The sequence below is a fragment of the Veillonella parvula genome (assembly GCF_040097785.1).
Taxonomy (GTDB): domain Bacteria; phylum Bacillota; class Negativicutes; order Veillonellales; family Veillonellaceae; genus Veillonella; species Veillonella parvula_D.
In genome coordinates this window covers 434,550-456,371 of the sequence record NZ_JBBNNS010000001.1, presented here as the reverse complement: position 1 = coordinate 456,371, position 21,822 = coordinate 434,550, and the positions used below count along the sequence as shown (strand labels likewise).

The 21,822-nt window shown below is 37.6% G+C and carries 19 protein-coding genes, 1 other RNA gene and 1 other annotated feature; all 20 genes read left to right on the top strand.

The window, feature by feature from the left end; genetic code table 11:
- The first annotated feature begins 164 nt into the window (after positions 1–164).
- The 20 genes from AAA071_RS02135 to AAA071_RS02040 all read left to right on the top strand — a co-directional run bounded on the left by AAA071_RS02135 (position 165) and on the right by AAA071_RS02040 (position 21,821).
- Positions 165–2,612, top strand: coding sequence for an ATP-dependent Clp protease ATP-binding subunit (locus AAA071_RS02135; RefSeq protein ID WP_008601083.1), 2,448 nt, complete (start codon positions 165–167; stop codon positions 2,610–2,612).
- 164 nt (positions 2,613–2,776) lie between these two features.
- Positions 2,777–4,150 carry a DNA repair protein RadA gene (gene radA, locus AAA071_RS02130; RefSeq protein ID WP_008601081.1) on the top strand — a complete coding sequence of 458 codons (1,374 nt, stop codon included), beginning with the start codon at positions 2,777–2,779 and terminating at the stop codon, positions 4,148–4,150.
- A 15-nt stretch (positions 4,151–4,165) separates the two neighbouring features.
- Positions 4,166–5,317, top strand: coding sequence for a PIN/TRAM domain-containing protein (locus AAA071_RS02125; RefSeq protein ID WP_004696009.1), 1,152 nt, complete (start codon positions 4,166–4,168; stop codon positions 5,315–5,317).
- Complete coding sequence (gene ispD / locus AAA071_RS02120; protein WP_195213193.1) at positions 5,301–6,476, top strand: 2-C-methyl-D-erythritol 4-phosphate cytidylyltransferase; 1,176 nt, start codon at positions 5,301–5,303, stop codon at positions 6,474–6,476. Before AAA071_RS02125 ends, ispD begins: the two co-directional genes overlap by 17 nt.
- A 2-nt stretch (positions 6,477–6,478) precedes the next feature.
- Positions 6,479–7,948, top strand: a complete 1,470-nt coding sequence (gltX, locus tag AAA071_RS02115) for a glutamate--tRNA ligase (protein ID WP_008714033.1) — start codon at positions 6,479–6,481, stop codon at positions 7,946–7,948.
- 136 nt (positions 7,949–8,084) lie between these two features.
- Positions 8,085–9,038 carry a bile acid:sodium symporter family protein gene (locus AAA071_RS02110; RefSeq protein ID WP_229055774.1) on the top strand — a complete coding sequence of 318 codons (954 nt, stop codon included), beginning with the start codon at positions 8,085–8,087 and terminating at the stop codon, positions 9,036–9,038.
- 242 nt (positions 9,039–9,280) lie between these two features.
- Positions 9,281–9,487 (top strand) — a binding site (T-box leader).
- A gap of 49 nt (positions 9,488–9,536) precedes the next feature.
- Positions 9,537–10,985: a cysteine--tRNA ligase gene (gene cysS / locus AAA071_RS02105; protein WP_195213194.1), complete on the top strand. Its 1,449-nt coding sequence runs from the start codon at positions 9,537–9,539 to the stop codon at positions 10,983–10,985.
- Complete coding sequence (locus tag AAA071_RS02100; protein WP_195213195.1) at positions 10,975–11,451, top strand: Mini-ribonuclease 3; 477 nt, start codon at positions 10,975–10,977, stop codon at positions 11,449–11,451. The genes cysS and AAA071_RS02100 overlap by 11 nt, the downstream gene beginning before the upstream one ends.
- A gap of 1 nt (position 11,452) precedes the next feature.
- Complete coding sequence (gene rlmB, locus AAA071_RS02095) at positions 11,453–12,184, top strand: 23S rRNA (guanosine(2251)-2'-O)-methyltransferase RlmB (RefSeq protein ID WP_012864438.1); 732 nt, start codon at positions 11,453–11,455, stop codon at positions 12,182–12,184.
- Between the two features lie 2 nt (positions 12,185–12,186).
- A complete protein-coding gene (locus tag AAA071_RS02090; RefSeq protein ID WP_004695995.1) occupies positions 12,187–12,720 on the top strand; it encodes an NYN domain-containing protein in 534 nt (177 codons plus the stop codon).
- 73 nt (positions 12,721–12,793) lie between these two features.
- Positions 12,794–13,468, top strand: coding sequence for an RNA polymerase sporulation sigma factor SigH (gene sigH / locus AAA071_RS02085; RefSeq protein WP_012864436.1), 675 nt, complete (start codon positions 12,794–12,796; stop codon positions 13,466–13,468).
- A gap of 5 nt (positions 13,469–13,473) precedes the next feature.
- Complete coding sequence (secG, locus tag AAA071_RS02080) at positions 13,474–13,710, top strand: preprotein translocase subunit SecG (RefSeq protein ID WP_004695991.1); 237 nt, start codon at positions 13,474–13,476, stop codon at positions 13,708–13,710.
- A 58-nt stretch (positions 13,711–13,768) separates the two neighbouring features.
- Entirely contained in the window at positions 13,769–16,132 is a 2,364-nt protein-coding gene (gene rnr, locus AAA071_RS02075) for a ribonuclease R (protein ID WP_195213197.1), read from the top strand.
- An 8-nt stretch (positions 16,133–16,140) separates the two neighbouring features.
- A complete protein-coding gene (gene smpB, locus AAA071_RS02070; RefSeq protein WP_349234013.1) occupies positions 16,141–16,611 on the top strand; it encodes an SsrA-binding protein SmpB in 471 nt (156 codons plus the stop codon).
- A gap of 156 nt (positions 16,612–16,767) precedes the next feature.
- On the top strand, positions 16,768–17,268 hold the full coding sequence (locus AAA071_RS02065) for a hypothetical protein (RefSeq protein ID WP_195213199.1): 501 nt from the start codon (positions 16,768–16,770) through the stop codon (positions 17,266–17,268).
- Positions 17,268–17,996: a 6-carboxyhexanoate--CoA ligase gene (locus AAA071_RS02060; protein ID WP_195213200.1), complete on the top strand. Its 729-nt coding sequence runs from the start codon at positions 17,268–17,270 to the stop codon at positions 17,994–17,996. The genes AAA071_RS02065 and AAA071_RS02060 overlap by 1 nt, the downstream gene beginning before the upstream one ends.
- 4 nt (positions 17,997–18,000) lie before the next feature.
- On the top strand, positions 18,001–19,158 hold the full coding sequence (gene bioF, locus AAA071_RS02055; protein WP_195213282.1) for an 8-amino-7-oxononanoate synthase: 1,158 nt from the start codon (positions 18,001–18,003) through the stop codon (positions 19,156–19,158).
- A gap of 137 nt (positions 19,159–19,295) precedes the next feature.
- Positions 19,296–19,637, top strand: a transfer-messenger RNA (tmRNA) gene (ssrA, locus tag AAA071_RS02050).
- A gap of 192 nt (positions 19,638–19,829) precedes the next feature.
- On the top strand, positions 19,830–20,447 hold the full coding sequence (locus AAA071_RS02045; protein WP_008714022.1) for a Type 1 glutamine amidotransferase-like domain-containing protein: 618 nt from the start codon (positions 19,830–19,832) through the stop codon (positions 20,445–20,447).
- 246 nt (positions 20,448–20,693) lie between these two features.
- Positions 20,694–21,821: an efflux RND transporter periplasmic adaptor subunit gene (locus tag AAA071_RS02040; RefSeq protein WP_008601056.1), complete on the top strand. Its 1,128-nt coding sequence runs from the start codon at positions 20,694–20,696 to the stop codon at positions 21,819–21,821.
- Position 21,822: the final 1 nt, after the last annotated feature.

The following is a 21,822-nucleotide window of genomic DNA, read 5'->3' as shown; positions in this document are numbered from 1 at the left end:
TACTGTTAAGAGATTTGTAAAAAATAGTAAATATTAATACTAGATAGCATAATAGATTAATAGAGTTTAATAATATTTTTGATATTCCAATGGTTATTTCACCATTGTTTACATATATTTGAAAAGAAATAATTACAATTTACATAGATAGATGAGGTGATATTATGATGCAACGGTTTACAGACGATGCACAGCGTGTTCTTTCGTTAGCTCAAGAGGCTGCTTTGGAGTTAGGACATGACTATGTCGGTACTGAACACGTACTCATCGGCCTTACAAAGGTTAAAAATGGTGTAGCAGCTAAAGCTTTAGAAGAGCTTGGCCTTGTTACAGAAGATATTTTTGAAGCTGTAGAAGAACATGTAGGACGTGGTAATAAAAAGGCAACGTCAATATATATGACACCTCGCGTTAAGCATGTGCTTGAGCTTGCCATTCAAGTAGCAAATCACATGAATCACAACTACGTTGGTACTGAGCATATTCTATTGGGCCTACTTAGCGATGGTAGCGGTGTTGCTGTTGCTATTCTACGAGCTATGAATATACGTAGTAATGACGTAGTAGAAGCAATTCGTAGTATTCTTGGCTCGAATAAAGGTAGCAATAATGGTGGTCAAGAGGGAATAAATAGCAATAATGATTTAGGTGAGCTGTCAGATTTTGCAACTGACCTTAATGAGTCTGCTAAACAAGGTAAGATTGATCCTGTTATTGGCCGTGATACGGAGATTCAACGAGTCATTCAAATTCTCAGCCGTAGAACTAAAAATAATCCTGTTCTTATTGGTGAACCAGGTGTAGGTAAAACAGCTATTGCCGAAGGCTTGGCACAGCGTATTGTGACTGGTAATGTACCGGAGATTTTACGTAATAAACGCATTATTTCTCTTAGTATTGGTTCTATGTTAGCGGGTGCCAAGTACCGTGGTGAATTTGAAGAACGGTTGAAAAAAGCCATAGATGAAGTACAACAACATGATGATATGATTATCTTTATAGATGAAATTCATACATTGGTTGGGGCAGGTGCTACTGAAGGCGCTATGGATGCAGCTAATATCTTAAAGCCTGCTTTGGCACGAGGTGAATTCCAAGTTATCGGTGCCACAACACTTGATGAATATAAGAAACATATAGAAAAAGATGCTGCTTTAGAGCGTCGTTTTCAACCCGTTCAAGTAGGAGAGCCTAACGAAGAGGATGCTCTTGAAATTTTAAAGGGATTAAGAGATCGGTATGAAGCTTTCCATAAGGCTAAGATTACAGATGAGGCATTAACAGCAGCTGTGTCTTTATCTAGCCGATATATTACAGATCGATTCTTACCTGATAAGGCTATCGATGTAGTCGATGAAGCTGCATCTAAGGTTCGTATGAAAGTATTTTCTGCAGCACCTGATGTTAAAGCATTAGAGGATCGCCTCAATACAGTTAAGAAAGAAAAAGAAGCGGCTGTTACGTCTCAAGATTTCGAAAAGGCTGCAAAGCTTCGCGATGAAGAACAATCACTAGTAAAAGAAATTGGTGATAAAAAATCTATCGCTAAAGAAAAAAGTGATCAAAAGTTAATAGTAACAGAGGAAGACATAGCTGCTGTAGTAGCGCAATGGACAGGCATTCCAGTGGCTAAAATTGCAGAAGAAGAGTCTGCAACCTTACTACATTTAGAAGAAGAACTTCATAAACGCGTAGTAGGTCAAGATGAGGCTGTTACTGCTGTAGCTAAAGCTGTACGCCGTGCAAGGGCTGGATTAAAAGACCCAAAACGGCCTATTGGTTCATTCTTGTTCCTTGGACCAACAGGGGTTGGGAAAACTGAGCTAGCAAGAGCGCTTGCATCCTCCTTGTTCGGCGATGAATCTGCTATGATTCGACTTGATATGTCTGAATATATGGAAAAACATACTGTGTCTCGCTTAGTCGGTGCCCCTCCAGGTTATGTAGGCTATGAAGAAGGTGGCCAGTTAACAGATGCGGTACGTCGTAAACCATATAGCGTTATCCTCCTCGATGAAGTGGAAAAGGCACATGCAGATTTCTTTAATATTTTGTTACAAGTTCTTGATGATGGTCGTCTTACTGATAGTCAAGGAAGAAATGTAGATTTCAGAAATACAGTTATTATTATGACAAGTAACTTAGGTGCTAAAGCTTTACATAAAAACTCTCCAGAACTTGGTTTCTTAGCAGCTAAAAAGGCTGATTCTAATGTTGATGAAAATAAAGGAATTGATTTTAAAGAGGCTAAGAAGTCGGTAATGGATGCGGTAAAACGTTATTTTAGACCTGAGTTTTTAAACCGCATCGATGAAATGATTGTATTCCATCCATTAACTGAAGAGGACTTAAAAGAAATTGTAACTATCTTGATGAGTGATGTTACAAAACGTCTTGAAGAGCGTGATTTACAATTAGAAATCTCTCCTGAGGCTATGAAATTACTCGTTAAGGAAGGCTCTGATTTTACGATGGGGGCTCGACCATTAAAACGTGCTATTCAACGTTTAATTGAGGACCCAGTGTCGGATCTTATTTTGAAAGGAGATGCAAAAGAAGGCAAAATTATTAAAGCAGATGCAAAGGATAATGATCTTGTTGTATCAATATGATAAAAAATACAAATTATACAGTTGATGACTACCTTTCATATAAAAAATATAAGTTAAATGGTATACTATAGAATGATGATAGTTAACCATGTAGTAAAATTATGCATAAAAGGTCATGAATGGTTATCATTCATGACCTTTCTTTTTAAATGTATTGAGGTGTTATGGCAAAAGCAAAATCTGTATTCTTTTGTCAAAATTGTGGGGCTGAATCCTCTAAGTGGATGGGCCGTTGTCCACAATGTGGAGAATGGAATACATTAGTTGAAGAAATCATTAAAGAAACTAAACATAGTCGAACACCTTCTCGAGGTGTTGGAAATCAAACGACGAAGCCTACCGCCTTGCCAGATATCGAAATTTCTTCTATTGCACACGTATCTACAACCTTTGGTGAAATTGACCGTGTATTAGGTGGGGGCATAGTGCCTGGTGCTCTAATGCTTTTAGGTGGTGATCCTGGTATTGGTAAATCTACTCTGTTACTACAAGTATCCCAGAAGGTAGCCGATACAGTAGGAGCAGTTCTTTATGCATCTGGTGAAGAGTCTCAGTTACAACTTAAACTTCGAGCAGAACGACTGCATATTAATAGTGAACGGTTACAAGTTATTGCAGATACTGATCTAGATCATATATTGGAGCAAGCTGAAGCAATGACTCCTTCTTTACTAGTCATTGACTCTATACAAACTATGTATACGGGAGATATAGATGCTGCGCCAGGCAGTGTTAGTCAAGTTCGTGAATGCACATCTCGCCTACTTCGCTTCTGTAAAGAACGAAATATACCTACTGTAATCATTGGTCATGTAACAAAGGAAGGCAATATTGCAGGGCCTCGTATGTTAGAGCATATGGTAGATGTAGTGCTTTACTTTGAAGGGGAGCGTTCCTATCAATTCCGTATATTACGGTCTATTAAAAACCGTTTTGGATCTACATCAGAAACAGGCATTTTTGCCATGGTAGAGGAAGGGTTACAGGAATTGTCCAATCCGTCTGCTTCTCTTTTAGCCGAGCGTTCCGATGAAGAAAGCGGCAGTGCCGTCATGATTTACCTTGAAGGGGTTCGTCCCATCTTAGTAGAGGTACAAAGCTTGGTAGTTACTACGGCCTTTGGTATGCCACGACGCACGGCGATAGGTTACGATCTCAATCGATTAATCGTATTATTGGCTGTTTTAGAAAAACGCTGTGGCTTTACATTAGGTAATAAAGACGTGTATGTAAATGTTATCGGTGGTCTCAAGGTAAATGAACCGGCTTGTGATTTATCTATGGCGGTTGCTATAGTATCAAACTTAAAAAATCGTATCGTGCCAACAGATATGGTTATCTTAGGTGAAGTAGGCTTAACTGGTAATGTTCGCAGTATTCCTCGCATTGAACAGCGTATTAATGAAGCTAAGAAATTAGGTTTTAAAAAGTTTATTATTCCTGAAGGCAACTATAAACAAATCAAGGATAATGATAGTTCTATCAAAATTAAAGGTGTCAAATCTATACAAGAGGCGATGCAACTCGTATTTTCATAATTAGGAGGTGATTTCATGATTTATCGGATTTTACGCTATGTAATAGCCATTTTAGTAGGTACAGCAGCCTACGTGGGAATGGATAGCTTAGCACCTATTATTGACCCGTATTTGGTTTCTCAATTTGAATCTTTTGGGGACATGTCATTAACAATTGCACGCATTGCAGTATTAATCGTAGGTACTCTATTAGGCCTTGTTATTGGTTATCTGATTTCATCATTTATTTTGAAACAAGGTTTAGTAATTGCTAAAAGATTAGAGCGTATTCTTACTCATATTCCAAATCAAGAATTGATTGCAGGCACCATCGGTTTATTATTCGGCCTTATTATTGCAAATCTAATTGGTGTTGCATTCAATCAAGTACCTATTATAGGACCTTATATTCCTATAATTTTGAGTGCTATTTTTGGATATAGTGGACTTAAAATTATGGCTCGTAAAGGCCCCGAAATGTACAATAATTACGTACAACAATGGGGAGGAGATAGCACTAAAAAAACAAGTCGTTTTAAAATGTTTTCAACTCATAAATTAGATAAATCCTCTAGTACGCCAAAATTACTAGATACTTCAGTTATCATTGACGGTCGTATCAAAGAACTATGTGCTACGGGTTTTATTGAAGGTCCTCTTATGGTGCCACTATTTGTATTAAATGAGTTACAGGTAATTTCTGACTCTGCGGATGCTACGAAACGCAACCGTGGTCGACGTGGCCTTGATATTTTGAAGGATATGCAAGATGCCAATAAGGTTGCTATAGAGGTCGTTGAAGATGATTATGATGATCTTGTAGAGGTTGATTCAAAACTTATGCGACTTGCTTTAGATAAGCAATGGAAGTTGATGACAAATGACTTTAACTTGAATAAGGTGGCTCGTGTACAAGGTATAGAAGTACTTAACCTCAATGAATTGGCAAATGTATTAAAACCTGCTCTAATCGCTGGAGAATGGATTCGCGTTCAAATCATGAAAGAAGGTAAGGAAGTACACCAAGGTGTGGCTTATCTCGACGATGGCACGATGATTGTCGTAGAGGATGGTAAGCCTTATGTTGGTCAAAATGTAGAGGTTATGGTTACATCCATATTACAAACGAGTGCTGGTCGTATGATCTTTGCTCGTGTAGATGGAGGACAAAATGGGCAAGGCAATTAGTTGTATCGTTCTCGCTGCAGGTGCTGGTCGCCGTATGGGATACAAAGAAAATAAGATATTTATTCCTTTAGGAGGATATTCTATTATTCAACGTACCATACAGAATGTAGAAAAGATTGAAGGTTTAAAAGAAATTATTCTTGTTGTAGCTGAAGGCGAACAAGAATATATGTCTAACCATATTCAAGGGTTGGATTTGCATATTCCTGTAAAGATAGTACTTGGTGGAAGAGAACGTCAACATTCTGTGGCATATGGACTCAAAGCTGTATCAGAAGATAGTAATATTGTGCTGGTTCATGATGGAGCGCGTCCATTAGCATCTAGGGAACTGTTTGATGCTGTTGTTAGGGCTGCAATAGAATATGGAGCTGCTACTGTAGGTGTCCCTGCTACGGATACGATTAAACGGGTTAATACAGAGCATACTGTAATAGAAACATTAAAACGCAGTGAATTATACCAAATTCAAACGCCACAAGGCTTTCAAAAAGAACTATTTAAAGCGGCCCATCAAAAGGCTCATGATAAAAAATATTTAGGCACTGATGATGTGTCCATCGTTGAGTATTTAGGGCAGCCTGTACATATAGTAGATGGAGATTACTGTAATATTAAAGTGACTACACCTAATGATATTGTTGTAGCAAAACGATATTTAGGAATTGAGGATAAACGTATGCGCGTTGGATTTGGTTATGATATTCATCAATTAAAAGCAGGTCGTCCTTGTATCTTAGGTGGTGTTCAAATCGAATCTGACCTTGGCCCTGATGGCCATTCCGATGCGGATGTTCTCATCCATGCCTTGATGGATGCCCTGTTGGGAGCTGCAGGTTTACGGGATATTGGATACTATTTTCCGCCTGAAGATGACCAGTATAAAGGGATTTCTAGTATGCTTTTACTAGAAAAAGTAAATTTCTTATTGAAAGAACGTGGGTTACAAGCCTATAATATTGATATTATGGTTATTTCTGAGACACCTAAATTAAAACCTCATATTGATATGATGAAGGCTAATTTACAGTCTATTTTAGAGATATCATTAGATCGCATTAGTATTAAAGCGACAACAAATGAAATGCTCGGGGCTATTGGACGCCGCGAAGGCATTGCTGCACAAGCTGTCGTTTCTGTATATGAAGGAGAGATTTAATCATGAGTTCCATGAAAGTTCGTTTTGCTCCAAGCCCTACGGGTCCATTCCATATTGGTGGTGCTCGTTCTGCTTTATTTAACTGGTTATTAGCACGTAAGGAAAAAGGCACATTTGTATTGCGCATTGAAGATACAGATTTAGCTCGTTCTACACGTGAAAGTGAAGAGAATATTAAAGCTTCCTTACAATGGCTTGGCATGAACTGGGATGAAGGCATTGATGTAGGTGGTAATAATGGTCCTTACCGTCAAACAGAACGTCTTGATTTATATAAAGAAGTAACACAACGCTTATTGGATGAAGGTAAAGCTTATGAGTGTTACTGCACACCTGAAGAGTTAGATGCGGTGCGTCAAGATCAAATGGATCGTGGGGAAACACCAAAATACAACGGTCATTGTGAACACTTAGATGAAGAGACAAAGGCTAAATACATTGCTGAAGGTCGTAAACCTACAATTCGTTTGCGTGTACCGTTGAATAAAACTTACGCTTTTGATGATATGGTACGTGGGCATGTATCCTTTGAATCTAATGGCGTTGGTGATTTTGTAATTGTAAAATCTGATGGCATTCCTGTATATAACTTTGCTGTAGTAATGGACGATCATATGATGGGGATTACTCACGTTATTCGTGCAGAGGAACATTTATCCAATACACCTCGTCAAATGGCTATTTATGAAGCTTTAGGTTGGGAGGTCCCTAAGTTTGGTCATATTTCTTTGATTCTTGGTAAAGATTACAAGAAAATGTCCAAACGTCATGGTGCTACCTCTGTTGAACAATATAAACAATTAGGCTACTTGCCAGAAGCACTTGTAAACTTCTTGGCACTTCTTGGTTGGGCTCCTGAAGGTGAAGAAGAATTCTTCACACAAGATGAATTAATTCAGGCTTTCTCTATGGATCGGGTAGCGAAAAATCCTGCTGTGTTTGATATTGATAAATTGAACCATATAAATTTCCACTACATGAAGAATTTGAGCGATGAAGAATTATTCCACCTTTGTTTGCCGCATTTGAAAGAGGTTGGTTTAGCTCCAGATAGCTTGAATCAAGCTGATATTGATTGGTTGACATTATTATGCTCTACATTCCGTGATCATATTAGCTATGGTGCTCAAATCAAAGATCATGTAGGCTTGTTTATGGGCGAAACAGTATTCCTTGAAGAGGGGCATGAAGAGGAGTTGCGTGCTGTATTGAATGAAGAAACAGCTCCAACAGTTCTCGGCGCTTTCCGGAATGCATTGGCTGAACTTGATGAAATTACACCTGAAGTTGTAAAAGCAACAATCAAGGCCGTAATGAAAGAAACCTCTTTAAAAGGTAAATTCGTATTTATGCCAATCCGTGTAGCTTTAACAGGTCAAATGCATGGCCCGGATTTGAATAATATTGTTACATTACTTGGTAAAGAAAAGTGCTTACATCGTTTAGATAATGTAGGTGCATTAACAAAATAAATTTGATCAATTAATCAAAGGAGTTCACGTAACAGGTGTTATGTGAACTCCTTTTGTATATGTTGTTAATATTCTATAGAAATGCTATAATAATCGGCGTATTAAATTTTGATTTATTATGAAAGCGAGTGTTTTTATGAGTGTTATTCGTTCTATTAATCACTTATTCAATAGTTATCTATCCTGGATAGTACTATTGATGGCTGTTTTAGCATATATGCTACCTGCAGTATTTTCTTGGATGACTCCTTATATTGCTTACATGCTACAGTTTGTTATGTTTGCGATGGGGTTAACATTAACGGCTCAAGTCTTTATTGATGTATTTAAGCAACCAATGAAGGTTATTCTCGTATCCGTAATCCAATTCTTATGGATGCCATTGGCAGGTTTCTTAGTAGCCTTAGCATTTAATTTTCCTCCAGAAGTTGGGATTGGTTTTATCTTGTTGGGTGCATGTCCTGGTGGTACTGCTTCTAATGTAATGACCTTCCTTGCAAATGGTAATGTTCCCTTATCCGTATCAGCAACAACTGTATCCACATTATTGGCACCTATTTTAACGCCTTTATTTGTCGTATTATATGCAGGTGCAACATCTTCTATTGAAATTCAATTTATGCCAATGTTTATATCTATTGTAAAAATCGTGTTAGTACCAATTATTTTGGGGATTGTATTGAATTACTTTATTGGCGCAAAAATTGAACCTGTAAAATCTGTATGTCCAACCATTGCAGCTATCGCGGTATTGCTTATCTTGGCAGCTGTAACTGCAGTTAACCAAAAGCAAATTGCCGAAACCGGTTTCATTATTTTTGTAGCGTGTTTAGTACAAAATTTGAGTGGTTATGTTGTGACATACTTTGTATGTAAAGCTCTCAGTATTGATGTGTCTTCTCGTCGTGCTATGCAAATCGAAGTGGCTATGCAAAATTCTGCATTATCCGTATCTTTAGCACTAAAACACTTTACACCACAAGCTGCGGTAGCAGGTGCAGTATTCTCCATCATTCATAACTTTACAGGATCTATTTTTGCAGGTATTTGCCGTAAACACGATGATCAAGATAAATTAGAAAATGCTTAATATTAATTGATTTGATGTAATGACATTATTATTACTTGTGTGCTATAAAAGCTATTGTTATGAATGATAATAGTAATTTAATATTCTGATTATATATCCTCATCTTTCTAATTAAGCTATTTAAAATACCTATGTATGATATGTGAATAGCTGCCTATGAAAGATGGGGATTTTTCTTGTAAATATTGACATTCTATAGCTTTATTGGTAAAATATTTTTATATATAAATATAGATTATATAATAATAGCTGAGACTGAAAGAAGTACTCTACAACTAACTTTTTAGCGAGAACCGATGGTGGGAGGGTTCATGGATAGGTAGATGAAATGCATTCACGAGCTGACACTCCGATTATAGGTAGGTTTGTCCGGCGACGCACCGTTATGCGATGAGTGGGTATCGCTATTGGTACCTAACAGAGTGGAACCGCGGACCATCGTCTCTGTATGAGATGAGAGGTCTTTTTTATTTTACAAAATTGGAGGCATCGGTAACGATGAGAGAAATTACTGTTTATAATACTATGACGCGCCAAAAAGAGGTATTCAATCCTGTAACACCAGGTGAGGCAAAAATGTACGTATGTGGTGTCACACCATACAATCATCCTCATATTGGCAATGCTCGTCCTTTTGTGACTTGGGACGTAATTCGTCGCTATATGAAACATGTAGGCTATAAAGTAACCTATGTACAAAACTTTACTGATGTGGATGATAAAATCATCAATACTTCTAATGGTGAAGGCATCTCTTGGGATACCATTGCAAATCGTTATATCGATAGTTATTTTGAAGTAATGGATGCATTAGGTGTACAACGGGCTGATATGTATCCACGTGTATCTACGCATATTGATGATATCATTGCTATGATTAAAACATTGATTGACAAGGGCTACGCCTATGAACTCGATGGCGATGTATATTATAGTGTGGAGAAATTTGAACATTACGGTGAGTTATCTGGTCGTACATTAGACGATATGGAAGCAGGCGCACGTATCGAAGTAGATGGTCGTAAGAAGAATCCTATGGACTTTGCTTTGTGGAAAGCAGCAAAACCTGGTGAACCTTATTGGGAAAGCCCATGGGGGAATGGTCGTCCAGGTTGGCACATTGAATGTTCTGCTATGAGCCAAAAATATTTAGGTACAGAATTTGACTTCCATGGCGGTGGTAGCGATTTGATTTTCCCACATCACGAAAATGAAATTGCTCAATCAGAAGGTTGCTCTGGTCAACATCCAGCAGTGCGCTACTGGTTGCACAATGGTTTTATCACTATTAATTCTGAAAAAATGTCTAAGTCCTTGAATAATTTCTTTTTGGTAAAAGATATTTTAGAACAATATAGTCCTGATGCATTGCGTTACTTCTTATTGAGCACGCATTACCGTAGCCCATTAGATTTCTCTGATGAGCGTTTAGAAGAAGCTAATAAATCTTTGGAACGGTTAAGCACGGCTATTGAAAACCTTCTTTATCTTGAAAAATGTGAACCAGGTGCATGTGATGAAGCTCAACGTTTATTAGAAAAAGCGAAAGAATACGAAGAAGAATTTGAGGCTGCCATGAGCGATGACTTCAACACGGCTTTAGCAACATCTAGCATGTTTGGTCTCGCAAAGGAAATAAATATTTATTATCAAGCAGTAACAAGTAGAGAAGGCGTTGTTTGCCAAGAGGCAATTGCTGAAGTAAAACGCATTTTCAAATTTATGACAGATGTTATTGGCGTTCTCGAAAAAGCTTGGGAAGGCAACACGGGCGCCAATGCTGCTGAATACGAAGAATTAATGCAAGTTATTCTTTCTGTACGTCAAGCTTGTCGCGAACAAAAACAATGGGCATTAGCTGATTGTATCCGCGATCGATTAGCTGAGATTGGTATTACCATTGAGGACTCTCCTCAAGGTGCACGGTGGAAAAAACGTGAAGTTTAAACAATTTCAATTCTTAAAGAATGAAGCGATAAAAAAACTAACGGCTCTTGAAGAAGAGCCGCTTCGTTTGCGCAAACGAACAATAGAGGAGTGCTTAAGTGCTGATGCAGTTATGCTAGCATATATCGGTGATGCAGTATACTCCATGTATGTGCGTGAACGCGTGGTACAAATGAATATTACAAAAGTACAGATTTTACATACTATCGTTACTGAATTTATTTGCGCTAAATCACAGGCGAAAGTATTGCTAGAAATAGAAAATACTTTCACAGAAGATGAACAAGCTCTTGCACGCCGTGCTAGAAATAGTAATGTAAACGTGCCTAAAAGTAGTACTGTTCAAGAATATCGCAGTAGTACGGCCTTTGAAGCAGTACTAGGATTTCTTTATGAAACGCGCCAAGAAGAGCGCTTACAGCATATCATGGGGCAAGCCTTTTCTATAACTCTACGAGGTATGTAGTATGGATAATTATATTGTAGGTCGCAATGCGGTTAAAGAAGCCCTTAAAAGTGGTCGTTCTATTCAACGTATTTTGGTCAGCGAAGATAGGGTAAAAACAGGGCTAGCTGATATTGTAGATCTTGCTAAATCTCAAGGGATTGAAGTTAGACCAACACCAGTTAAGCAGATGAATAAGTACGATTTAGAGGTACCACATCAAGGGGTTATAGCTCTTGTATCGGCCGTTCAATTTAAAGAATTGGGAGAGGTATTACAAGAAACAACACATGAGGTTCCTTTACTCATCTTAACGGATGGTGTTGAAGACCCACATAATATGGGAGCGATTATTCGTACTGCTGAATGTGCAGGAGCTACGGCTGTACTCATTCCTAAACGACATAATGCGCCTATTAATGCTACTGTTGCAAAGACATCTGCAGGTGCTATTGAACAAATTCCACTTGTACAAATTGGTAATGTAACGCAAACCATTAAACAACTTCAAAAACAAGGGTTTTGGGTAATGGGGGCTCATATGGAAGGAGATCGTACCTTGTATGAAGCTGATATGACAATTCCTACGGTTATCGTCATTGGTAATGAAGGTAAGGGGATTAGTCGCGTTGTAAAAGAAGCTTGTGATTTCCTTGTAACAATTCCTATGTATGGGAATTTGAATTCTTTGAATGCATCTGTTGCAGCTGCAGTTCTTATGTATGAGGCGGTACGTCAACGCCAAGCGAAATAACTATGCTGAAAGATATCTTAATTGTAGACGGATACAATGTAATTTTTGCATGGACTCATTTGAAAAAATTGGCTCATGAGTCTTTAGAACATGCGAGAATGGAACTTCGAGATAGATTGTTAAATTATGGTAAATTCAAGGGCTATGAAGTAATCCTTGTGTTTGACGGTAAATATACAAAATCCGGAGGCTCCATTGAATCCATCACAAGTGGATTCATTGAAGTATATACTGAGGATGGAGAAACGGCGGATTCATTTATTGAACGAGAGGTATTTTTACGTAAAGGCAAATATACTAATGTATATGTTGTAACCTCCGATGGGGCAGAACAGAATCAAATTCTAGGCTCTGGAGGGTTGCGTATTCCTGCTCGTGAGTTGCAAAATATGATTCGTATTGCTAAGGAAGAAGAACGACTTCAATATGCTCATGAACATAGACGTGATCAATTTTCAGTGCGTCGTAATGAAGTGGGAGGTTTATTATCTCCTGAAGTGGCTGAAAAGCTTGAGAAATTGCGTCGAGGTCATTGATAGTTGAAAATCGTATACTGTTCCAGTATAATAAATATATTGGTTTTTCTCGCTCAATTGTAAGGAGGAGCTTATGAAAATGATTCATACACGCAAGTCCGATTACAATTTCAAGGAAATGACCGATGAGCAAGTTGTGGCCATAGCTCAGGAAGAGCAAAATGAGTTTGCAATCGATTATATTGTTAATAAATATAAGAACTTTGTTCGAGCTAAGGCTCGCTCCTATTTTTTGGTAGGTGCCGACCGAGAGGATATCATCCAAGAAGGGATGATTGGACTCTATAAGGCGACGCGAGATTTTAAACATGATAAATTAGCGTCTTTTAGAGCTTTTGCGGAACTTTGTATAACTAGACAAATTATTACAGCCATTAAATCGGCTACAAGACAAAAACATGCGCCTTTGAACTCCTATATATCCTTAAATAAACCGGTGTATACAGAGGACTCGGAGCGTACATTGATTGAAATGCTATCTTCAACAAAGATTACAAATCCTGAAGACCTCATTATCAGTCAAGAGGAATTAGATGATATTGAGCGCAATATTGGCCATATTTTAAGTGATCTTGAATGGGAAGTTTTGGAAGGATACCTTGATGGACGTTCCTATCAAGAAATGGCTGAGGTTACAGATCGTAGTATTAAATCTATTGATAATGCGCTACAAAGGGTAAAACGTAAATTAGAGAAGTATTTAGAACATCGTGTATTGGGCTCGCATCGAGCATCACAGGAAGGATGACAGTCGTGACAAATTTCTTAATGATTGTAGAAGTAATCGTATCTATTTTATTAATTGTAGTAGTTGTTGCACAAAATAGCAAAAACGCAGGCATGGGCGGTGCTGTTTCTGGTGCAGCAGACTCTTCTTTTGGTGGTAAGCAACGCGGTTTAGATGCCTTCTTATCTAAATGTACGATTATATTGGGGATTATCTTTGCTGTGTTGAGCTTAGTGTTAGGGGCAATGATTAATCAATTCTAATGATGAAAGCCTGCATTGCAGGCTTTTTATTTTTTCATCCTAATAAGGGGGTGCAGACTTGAAGAAGAAGGTATTGGACTTTTATAAATCTATACAACCACATGCATACCATATTGAGGATGCAGCAATGGATAATCGTATTCAAGGTGGCAAAGATCTTGAAATGTTTATTCGATCTGCGAAAATGCTCGCCCGTGAAGGCGTATTAACTTCGTCTCGACCAGATGTATATCGGTATGAAGATCAACAACATGAAGAATATGAAGGTATCTATAAAGGTTATCGTAAGTCATATGGCTTTGTTATCATGCTAGATGATGAAGATATTTATGTAGCCGAACAAAATAAAGGTACAGCCATGCATAATGATAAGGTGCGTGTTCGCGTTGTACCATCAGATTATACTAAGCATAAACGTGAAGGCATCATCGTTGATGTTATTGAGCGTGCCAACGAAACTATTGTGGGTACTTACGATAGACAACAACATTTTGGCTTTGTTGTACCTGATGATGAACGCATTGGTACTGATGTTTTTGTGGACTTAAAAAATACTTTAGATGCTCGTAGTGGAGCTAAAGTATTAGTAAAAATTACAAAATGGCCTGAAGGCGACAAAAAGCCTGAAGGAATTATTACAGAAATCCTAGGTTATAAGGGGGATGTAGGCCTAGATATTAACTGTATTATGGCTAACCATAAGATTCCTTTTGCCTTCCCTAAAGAGGTTATTAAGGCTAGTAAGAAGATAGATACTGTTATCCATGAGGATCCAAAACGTTGGGATCTTAGAGACTTACAAATGGTAACTATCGACGGAGAAGATGCAAAAGATCTTGATGACGCTGTAAGTGGTCGCAAATTACCAAATGGTAATTACGAACTAGGTGTACATATTGCGGACGTTAGTCATTATGTCACTTCTGGTCAGCCTATTGATAATGAAGCGTATAAGCGTGGTACTTCTGTTTATTTGGTAGACCGAGTGGTACCAATGTTGCCAGAGGTATTATCGAATGGCATTTGTAGCTTAAATGCACATGAGGACCGCTATGCTATGACGTGCATGATGGAGATTGATGATTCGGGTACAGTTGTTAATTATCGTATTCGTCCGTCTATTATCCACGTAGGACGCCGTTGCAGCTATAAGGAAGTTTATAAAGCGCTTGAAGAAAATATTATTCCTGACGATTTAGTAGAGTTTATACCTATGCTTCGCGATTTAGCAGAGATTTCAAAGATTTTAAATCGGATGCGTCGTCATAGAGGGGCATTAGACTTTGATTTTCCTGAATATAAGGTATTACTTGATCTCGACGGTACACCGTTGCGTATTGTAAAACGCGACCGAACTATGGCAGAGCGACTTATCGAAGAATGTATGCTCATTGCCAATGAAACGGTAGCAACACATTTGAAAGATACTGAACGTACATCGGTATATCGTATTCATGAAAATCCAAGTGAAGAGAAATTGGATTTATTCCAAAAGGTATTAAATTATTTAGGTCAAAATCTCGTCCTCAGTGCTGATGGCGTAACGCCACGAGATTTCCAAAAAATCCTTGATGTGGTGAAGGGACAAGATATTGAGCAAGTAGCGCAAATTATGATCTTACGCTCCATGCAGCAAGCAAAATATAGCATTGAAAATGTCGGCCATTTTGGGTTAGCATCTACATGCTATACGCATTTCACATCTCCCATTAGACGGTATCCGGATTTGATGGTGCATCGTCTTTTAAAAGCGGATATGCACTGGAAAGGTGGATACTCTAAACGAGATGTAGATGAAGCCTTCTTGGCAGGTGCTGTGGAACATTCTTCCATACAAGAACAAGTAGCAACCGAAGCGGAACGTGAAACTACAGATCTTAAGAAGACTCAATACATGGTTCCTTTTGTAGGCGAAGTTTTTGAAGGTACTATTGCGAGCATAACCTCTTTTGGCATGTTTGTAGAATTAGAGAATGGTATTGACGGTCTCGTGCATATTAGCATGATGAACGATGATTACTATTTCTTTGACGAAGAACACTTTGTCCTCGTTGGTAAGCGTACAGGTAAAACCTATCACTTAGGTGAAAAGGTTACGGTTACACTTGTAAAAGCCGATGTAGAAAAGAAACAAATCGACTTTGTCCTTGGTGAAGTAGATAACCTGATAGCTATCCAAGAAAAATTGAACAGTGGTTCCGATTATGCTACTAGTCGTGATGGTTTTGGCAGTTCTAAGGATCGTAAATCATCCCGTAAAAGCGGTAGAAAATCGTCTAAACGAGATGACTCAAAAACTGGACGTTCTAGATATGATGCTTTCAGCAAAAAATCTAAAAAAGGTAAATCGAGTCACAAGAAGTCAAATAAAGCTACAAAACGTGGTCAATCTAAAAAATCTAAAAGTAAACGTAAACGATAGAGGAGAATATGGCAAAGAAAACTAGCCCATCGCTTATTGCTGATAATCGTAAAGCACGTCATGATTTTCATATTCATGAAACCTATGAAGCTGGCATTGCTTTAACAGGGACAGAAATAAAATCTATCCACCAAGGTAAGCTCAATCTTAAAGATAGCTTTTGTCGTATAGATAAAAGGGAACTCTTGTTGTATGGCGTTCATATTAGCCCATATGAACAAGGAAATCGCTTTAACCATGAACCAGAGCGGACACGTAAGTTGTTGATGCATAAATCTGAAATCAATAAGTTACATGCTCAAGTTAAGGAGAAGGGGTTTTCTTTAGTACCACTTAACTTTCATTTCAGTCACGGTTATGTCAAAGTTACCGTAGGTCTAGTAACTGGTAAGAAAATTTATGATAAGCGCCAAGATATGGCAGAACGTGATGCTAAGCGCGATATTGCTAAGCGAATTAAAGAACAACAAAAATATTAATGATTATAAGGAATCAAGTCGATATGGCTTGGTTCTTTTTTTATATATTTGTTAACTATATTGTTTTTGGTGGTTGATAAAAATACAGTAAGAATTTATAATGTAAACAATAAGAGGTGTTTGTAGTTGACATTTTCTAAGTAGAGGAGATACATTATGAATCAGAATATTCGGTACATTACAGAAATTGCTATCTTAACGGCTATGATTACAGTATTAGGGGCAATTAAAATACCTAATATTATTCCTGGTATAGAGTTTCAACTATCTGCGCCGTTAGCGGTCGCTATATGTGCTGTATTTGGGTTCAAAAAGTATATTATTAGTGGATGTTTATCTAGCTTGATTGGATTAGCATTAGGGACACAATCTATTCTTAATGTTATGATTGCCATGCAATTCCGTCTCATCGTAGGTCTTATTCTTTGGATGTGTCAAAACCATATGATTGGTATCATGATTTCTGGTCCAATTGCATCTGCTTTAGCGCGATTATCTTTGTCTTTATATGTTGGTAAGGCTGCATTACCTATGATAGCTCTCGCAGCTCCAGGTATGATCTTTACAGTAATTATGGCACCAGTATTTGTGAAAGTATTCCATAAAATTCACAACCAAGTACCTCAAAGTAATGTAGTTAAAGGTAAGGTATCATAATGGATGAATTATATAGTGTGCGTATGCGCGCAGCTCAAGGTGGTCCCCATGAAAACGGGGGCCACCATATTTCTGGCGCAGAACGCATGGTGACCTTAAATCAAGTTGGATTTATAGCCCAGTCTTTAGCTGAACGAGCTTTGCATCACAGTAAAGGGACTGCTGATTTTATTAATATTACAGTGGACTTAATTCCGTCGGAAACAATTACATATATAGATTGTTTAAAAGTAAAAGAACATACGGCAAACACAGTTACTGAAGCACATCAATTAGCTGTAAAACTTTTACAGGGGACTGATATTAGTGAGTCAGCTATTAGAAATTCTATTTTTTTATTAAAAAGTCTAGTTTCATCTATGCGGGGAGCTATGTTAGTTGACGCAATTTCTGGTGAGCGCCTCGATGCAGGTAATCGTGGTGTTCGCGTAAGTCATATGGACTCCTTTGATTCTGATAAACTAGGAGATAATGAACATATGAGAGAGGCCTTAGTATTGGCGTCTAAGGTGCAATCTGCAGAAGGGATTGTAGGCGAATTATGTTGGTCTGATGATCCAGATTACACAATAGGCTACGTTGCTTGTAATGGTGTTTATCATCGCATCCCTAATATGAAGGAAATTGGCTCTAATTTAGGGGGACGTGTATTCTTTGTAAAGCCGAATATTGATTTGGAAGGCGTAATTGAGTACTTGGAAAAAAAACCTGTACTTGTTCAGTGGTGATCGTATGTATAAATTCTTCCAAGAACAATTAGATAGTAAAATAAATAACCATAATTTGCGTACTCTAATGGAATACTGCCCTATAGATGCAGTACGAGTTAAAAAAGATGATAAAGAATATTTGATGATGGCGTCAAATAATTATTTAGGTCTTACCTTTGATCAACGTGTAATAAATGAAGCCGTTAAAGGGGCTCAACAATATGGTACTGGATCAGGTGGATCGCGTTTGGTATCCGGTACATTTCCCTTGTTTACAGATCTTGAAAGAGAACTAGCAAAATTTAAGAATACAGAAAAAGCTCTTGTGTTTAATACTGGATACATGGCAAATGTAGGTACTATTTCTGCCATAGCAGATAAAAATATGACCATTTTTAGCGATGAATTAAACCATGCTAGTATTATTGATGGTTGTAGATTGAGTAAGGCTACTGTAAAAGCCTATAGTCACTGTGATGTAGAGGAGTTAAAGTTTTTACTTAAACAAGTAGATCGTAATGCACGTAAGCTCATTGTCACAGATGGGGTCTTTAGCATGGATGGCGATATAGCCCCATTAGATAAGCTTTACGAGGTTAGCCGTGAGTATAATGCTTTACTTATGGTAGACGATGCTCATGCGACGGGGACCATTGGTAGCGGTCATGGAACGGCTGCTTATTATGGTCTCGAGAAAGAAGTGGATATTCAGCTAGGTACATTGAGCAAATCGTTAGGTTCTGTTGGCGGCTATGTAGCTGCTAATAGCACCATCATTGATTATCTTGTGAATATGAGTCGTAGCTTTATATTCTCCACTGCATTATCTCCTGCTGACATAGGGGCAGCCCTGGCTGCGTTGCATATTCTTGAGTCTGATACATCTGTATTAGGACGTTTACAAGAGAACGTAAACTATATGGCTCTTCAATTGATTGCCATGGGAATTGAAGCGACCAATGAAACTCCAATTTTCCCAATATTAATCGGAAGTAATGAAGATACACTAGCAGTATCTGATTATCTATACAATGCTGGAATTATAGGTACAGCGATACGTCCGCCTACAGTTCCTGTTGGTGAAAGTAGAATTCGTTTAACCGTTACAGCTGCTCATAATAAAGAACAAATTGATTATGTGTGCCGGACATTGGATAAAGCTATCAAAGAATTGAATTAATTTTATGATTCTATATAATAGCTTCATTTGTAGTAGTGGATAAAGTAATCTAGAAGTTATAGATTTAACTGAATTATAAAGGCTCTATATAATTGACAGCTGTATTAAATGGGCTTATAATTATGAGACCGACGCACGGGGATGTAAAGGTTTCGACAGGGGTGCGTGTGGTATAGATAGCGAGTCGGCGTTCCATGAGGCCGTTAAACGGTGGGAAAACATTTAAACGCAGAAGAAAATTTTGCATTAGCTGCATAAGCTACGTCCCTCATACTTGTGCCTACCAAGTGTGAATGGACGTCAAACAGTAGGCTGGTCTAATTTAGTTGTTCATATGAATTAGGCGAGACAATATGAACTGGGGTTGTGTAGCTTGTCTGTGAGCGATAGCAACCCGAGATCTCAATCATAGACTGTGCTCGGAGAAGTCTATATGGCAACACTCTTGGACAGGGGTTCGACTCCCCTCATCTCCACCAAATAAGAAGCGTACATTTTAAGAAATAAGTTTGCGCTTACAGATAAATTTGTGATTATTCGGCTATAATAGATAAAGGAAAGCAGATTAAGTGGTTTTAAAACCGTCTAGGTAGATTCTTAGGCGGTTTTTTGTATATTAATAATAAAATTTTCAAATTAATTTAAATAAAGAGTCTTTGAGGTGATAAAGCATGGAAATTTTACTTATGTCATATTTAGCAGGAACAAAAAATATAACAAAAAAGTATCTTTCAAAAATGATTTCGAATAAAATAGTTTTTATTCCTACTGCTGGAAATGTTGAACCATATACTGGATATATTGATGAAGGTGTTGAGATGTTAAAGTCTTTAGGATATGAATTGGAAATTATTGATATTTCTAAATATGATGAAGATTATTTAAAGAATAAACTTTCAAAGACTGAATGTATCTGTATATCTGGTGGTAACACATTTTATCTATTACAAGAGCTGAAAAAGAAAAATCTTATAGGCCTACTTTATGAAAGAATCAAAGAAGGCTTATTATATATTGGTGAATCTGCTGGCGCAATTATTATGTCTGAAAATATTGAATATAATCAGATAATGGATGATAAAAGTATAGCATCTGAATTAGATGATTATATGGGTGTAAATGTATTTAATCATTATGTTGTGCCTCATTTAGGAGAGTATCCATTTGAAGAGACTGCTCAGAAAACATTAGATACTTATCAAAATAAGATACCATTAGTGCCGATAAACAATAATGAAGTAATCTTAGTTGAGGATCATGGTTATACGGTATTAACTGAAAAAAAGTAAACTAGTAATATATAGTTTTATAATTCTAAAACTATTTAAGTTCATATTGAATATAAAATGTCAATAGTTTTTAACATTTTTGTTGTATACAATATATGTGGGTTTAATCAGATTTTATCTATGTTCTACAAAGGTAGAGGGGTATCGGAAAAATTGACTTTGTCTATAGAATCCTGTATAATATATAAAGACATTTATGTAATTATGACACATAGATGATTAGTTTCGTGTAAAGGAGTACAGATAATGAAGTTCCGTTATTCCCGTATGTTAGCGGCTCTCGTTGTATCCGCTGTAATGGTTGCTGGTTGTGGCAGTAATCAACAGCAAGCAGGTGATGTGAGTGTCAATGCATACAAAATTACTGCAAGTGATGCACAGGTAAACCAAACCTATGCTGGTACTGTCGTTGCAGAAAACTCTGTAGCTGTACATGCTCGTGTAACTGGTTACGTTGTTGAAAAATATGTTAAAGGTGGGGAGCAAGTTGTAGCTGGTCAACCATTATATCGTATCGATTCTCGTCAGTACGAAGCTAGTCTTGCTAATGCAGAAGCACAAGCTGCTCAAGCTAATGCGACTTATAAAAATGCTGAAGTAGATCTTAATCGTTATGAAACATTGGCTCAACAAGATGCGATTGCGCAGCAACGTGTAGATACGCAACGCAGTACTACAGAACAAGCTAAAGCAGCATATGAAGCATACCAAGCATCTGTAAAGATTGCTCAAGATAACTTGGGTGACACAATGGTATATGCACCATATTCCGGTACATTACGTATGGATGATATTGATATGGGTGCATTTGTACAAGCTGGTTCTACAACATTAGTTACAATTGACTCCATTGATCCTATCTTTGTTGAGTTTAGTATGACTGAACAAGAATATCTTGACTTCATGAAAAATCCAACTGGCGATGATTCCAATGGTCCAAACATTCAATTAAAACTTGCAGACGGTGAAACATATAATCAACCGGGTTCTATTGTTCAAGCAGCAAAAAGTCTTGATCAATCAACAGGTAAGCTTGTGTTGAAAGCATCTTTCCCAAATCCTGATCATTTGTTATTGCCAAATATGTTTGCTACAGTGATTTCTCCTGGTCAAAAACTTAAAGATGCTATTCTTGTTCCTAGTCGTGCCATTCTTCAAATCATGGATAAAAACTTTATCTATGTTGTAAATGCTGATGGTGTAGTAGAACAAAAAAGTGTTGAAGTTGGCGGTACAAGTGGTAGCGATACAATTATTAAAGCCGGTTTAGCACCTGGAGACACAATCATCGTTGATGGCTTAACTAAGGTTAAAAACGGTGTGAAGGTTAATGCTAAATTGCTTTCAAAAGAACAATTAAAAGCTACAAAATAGA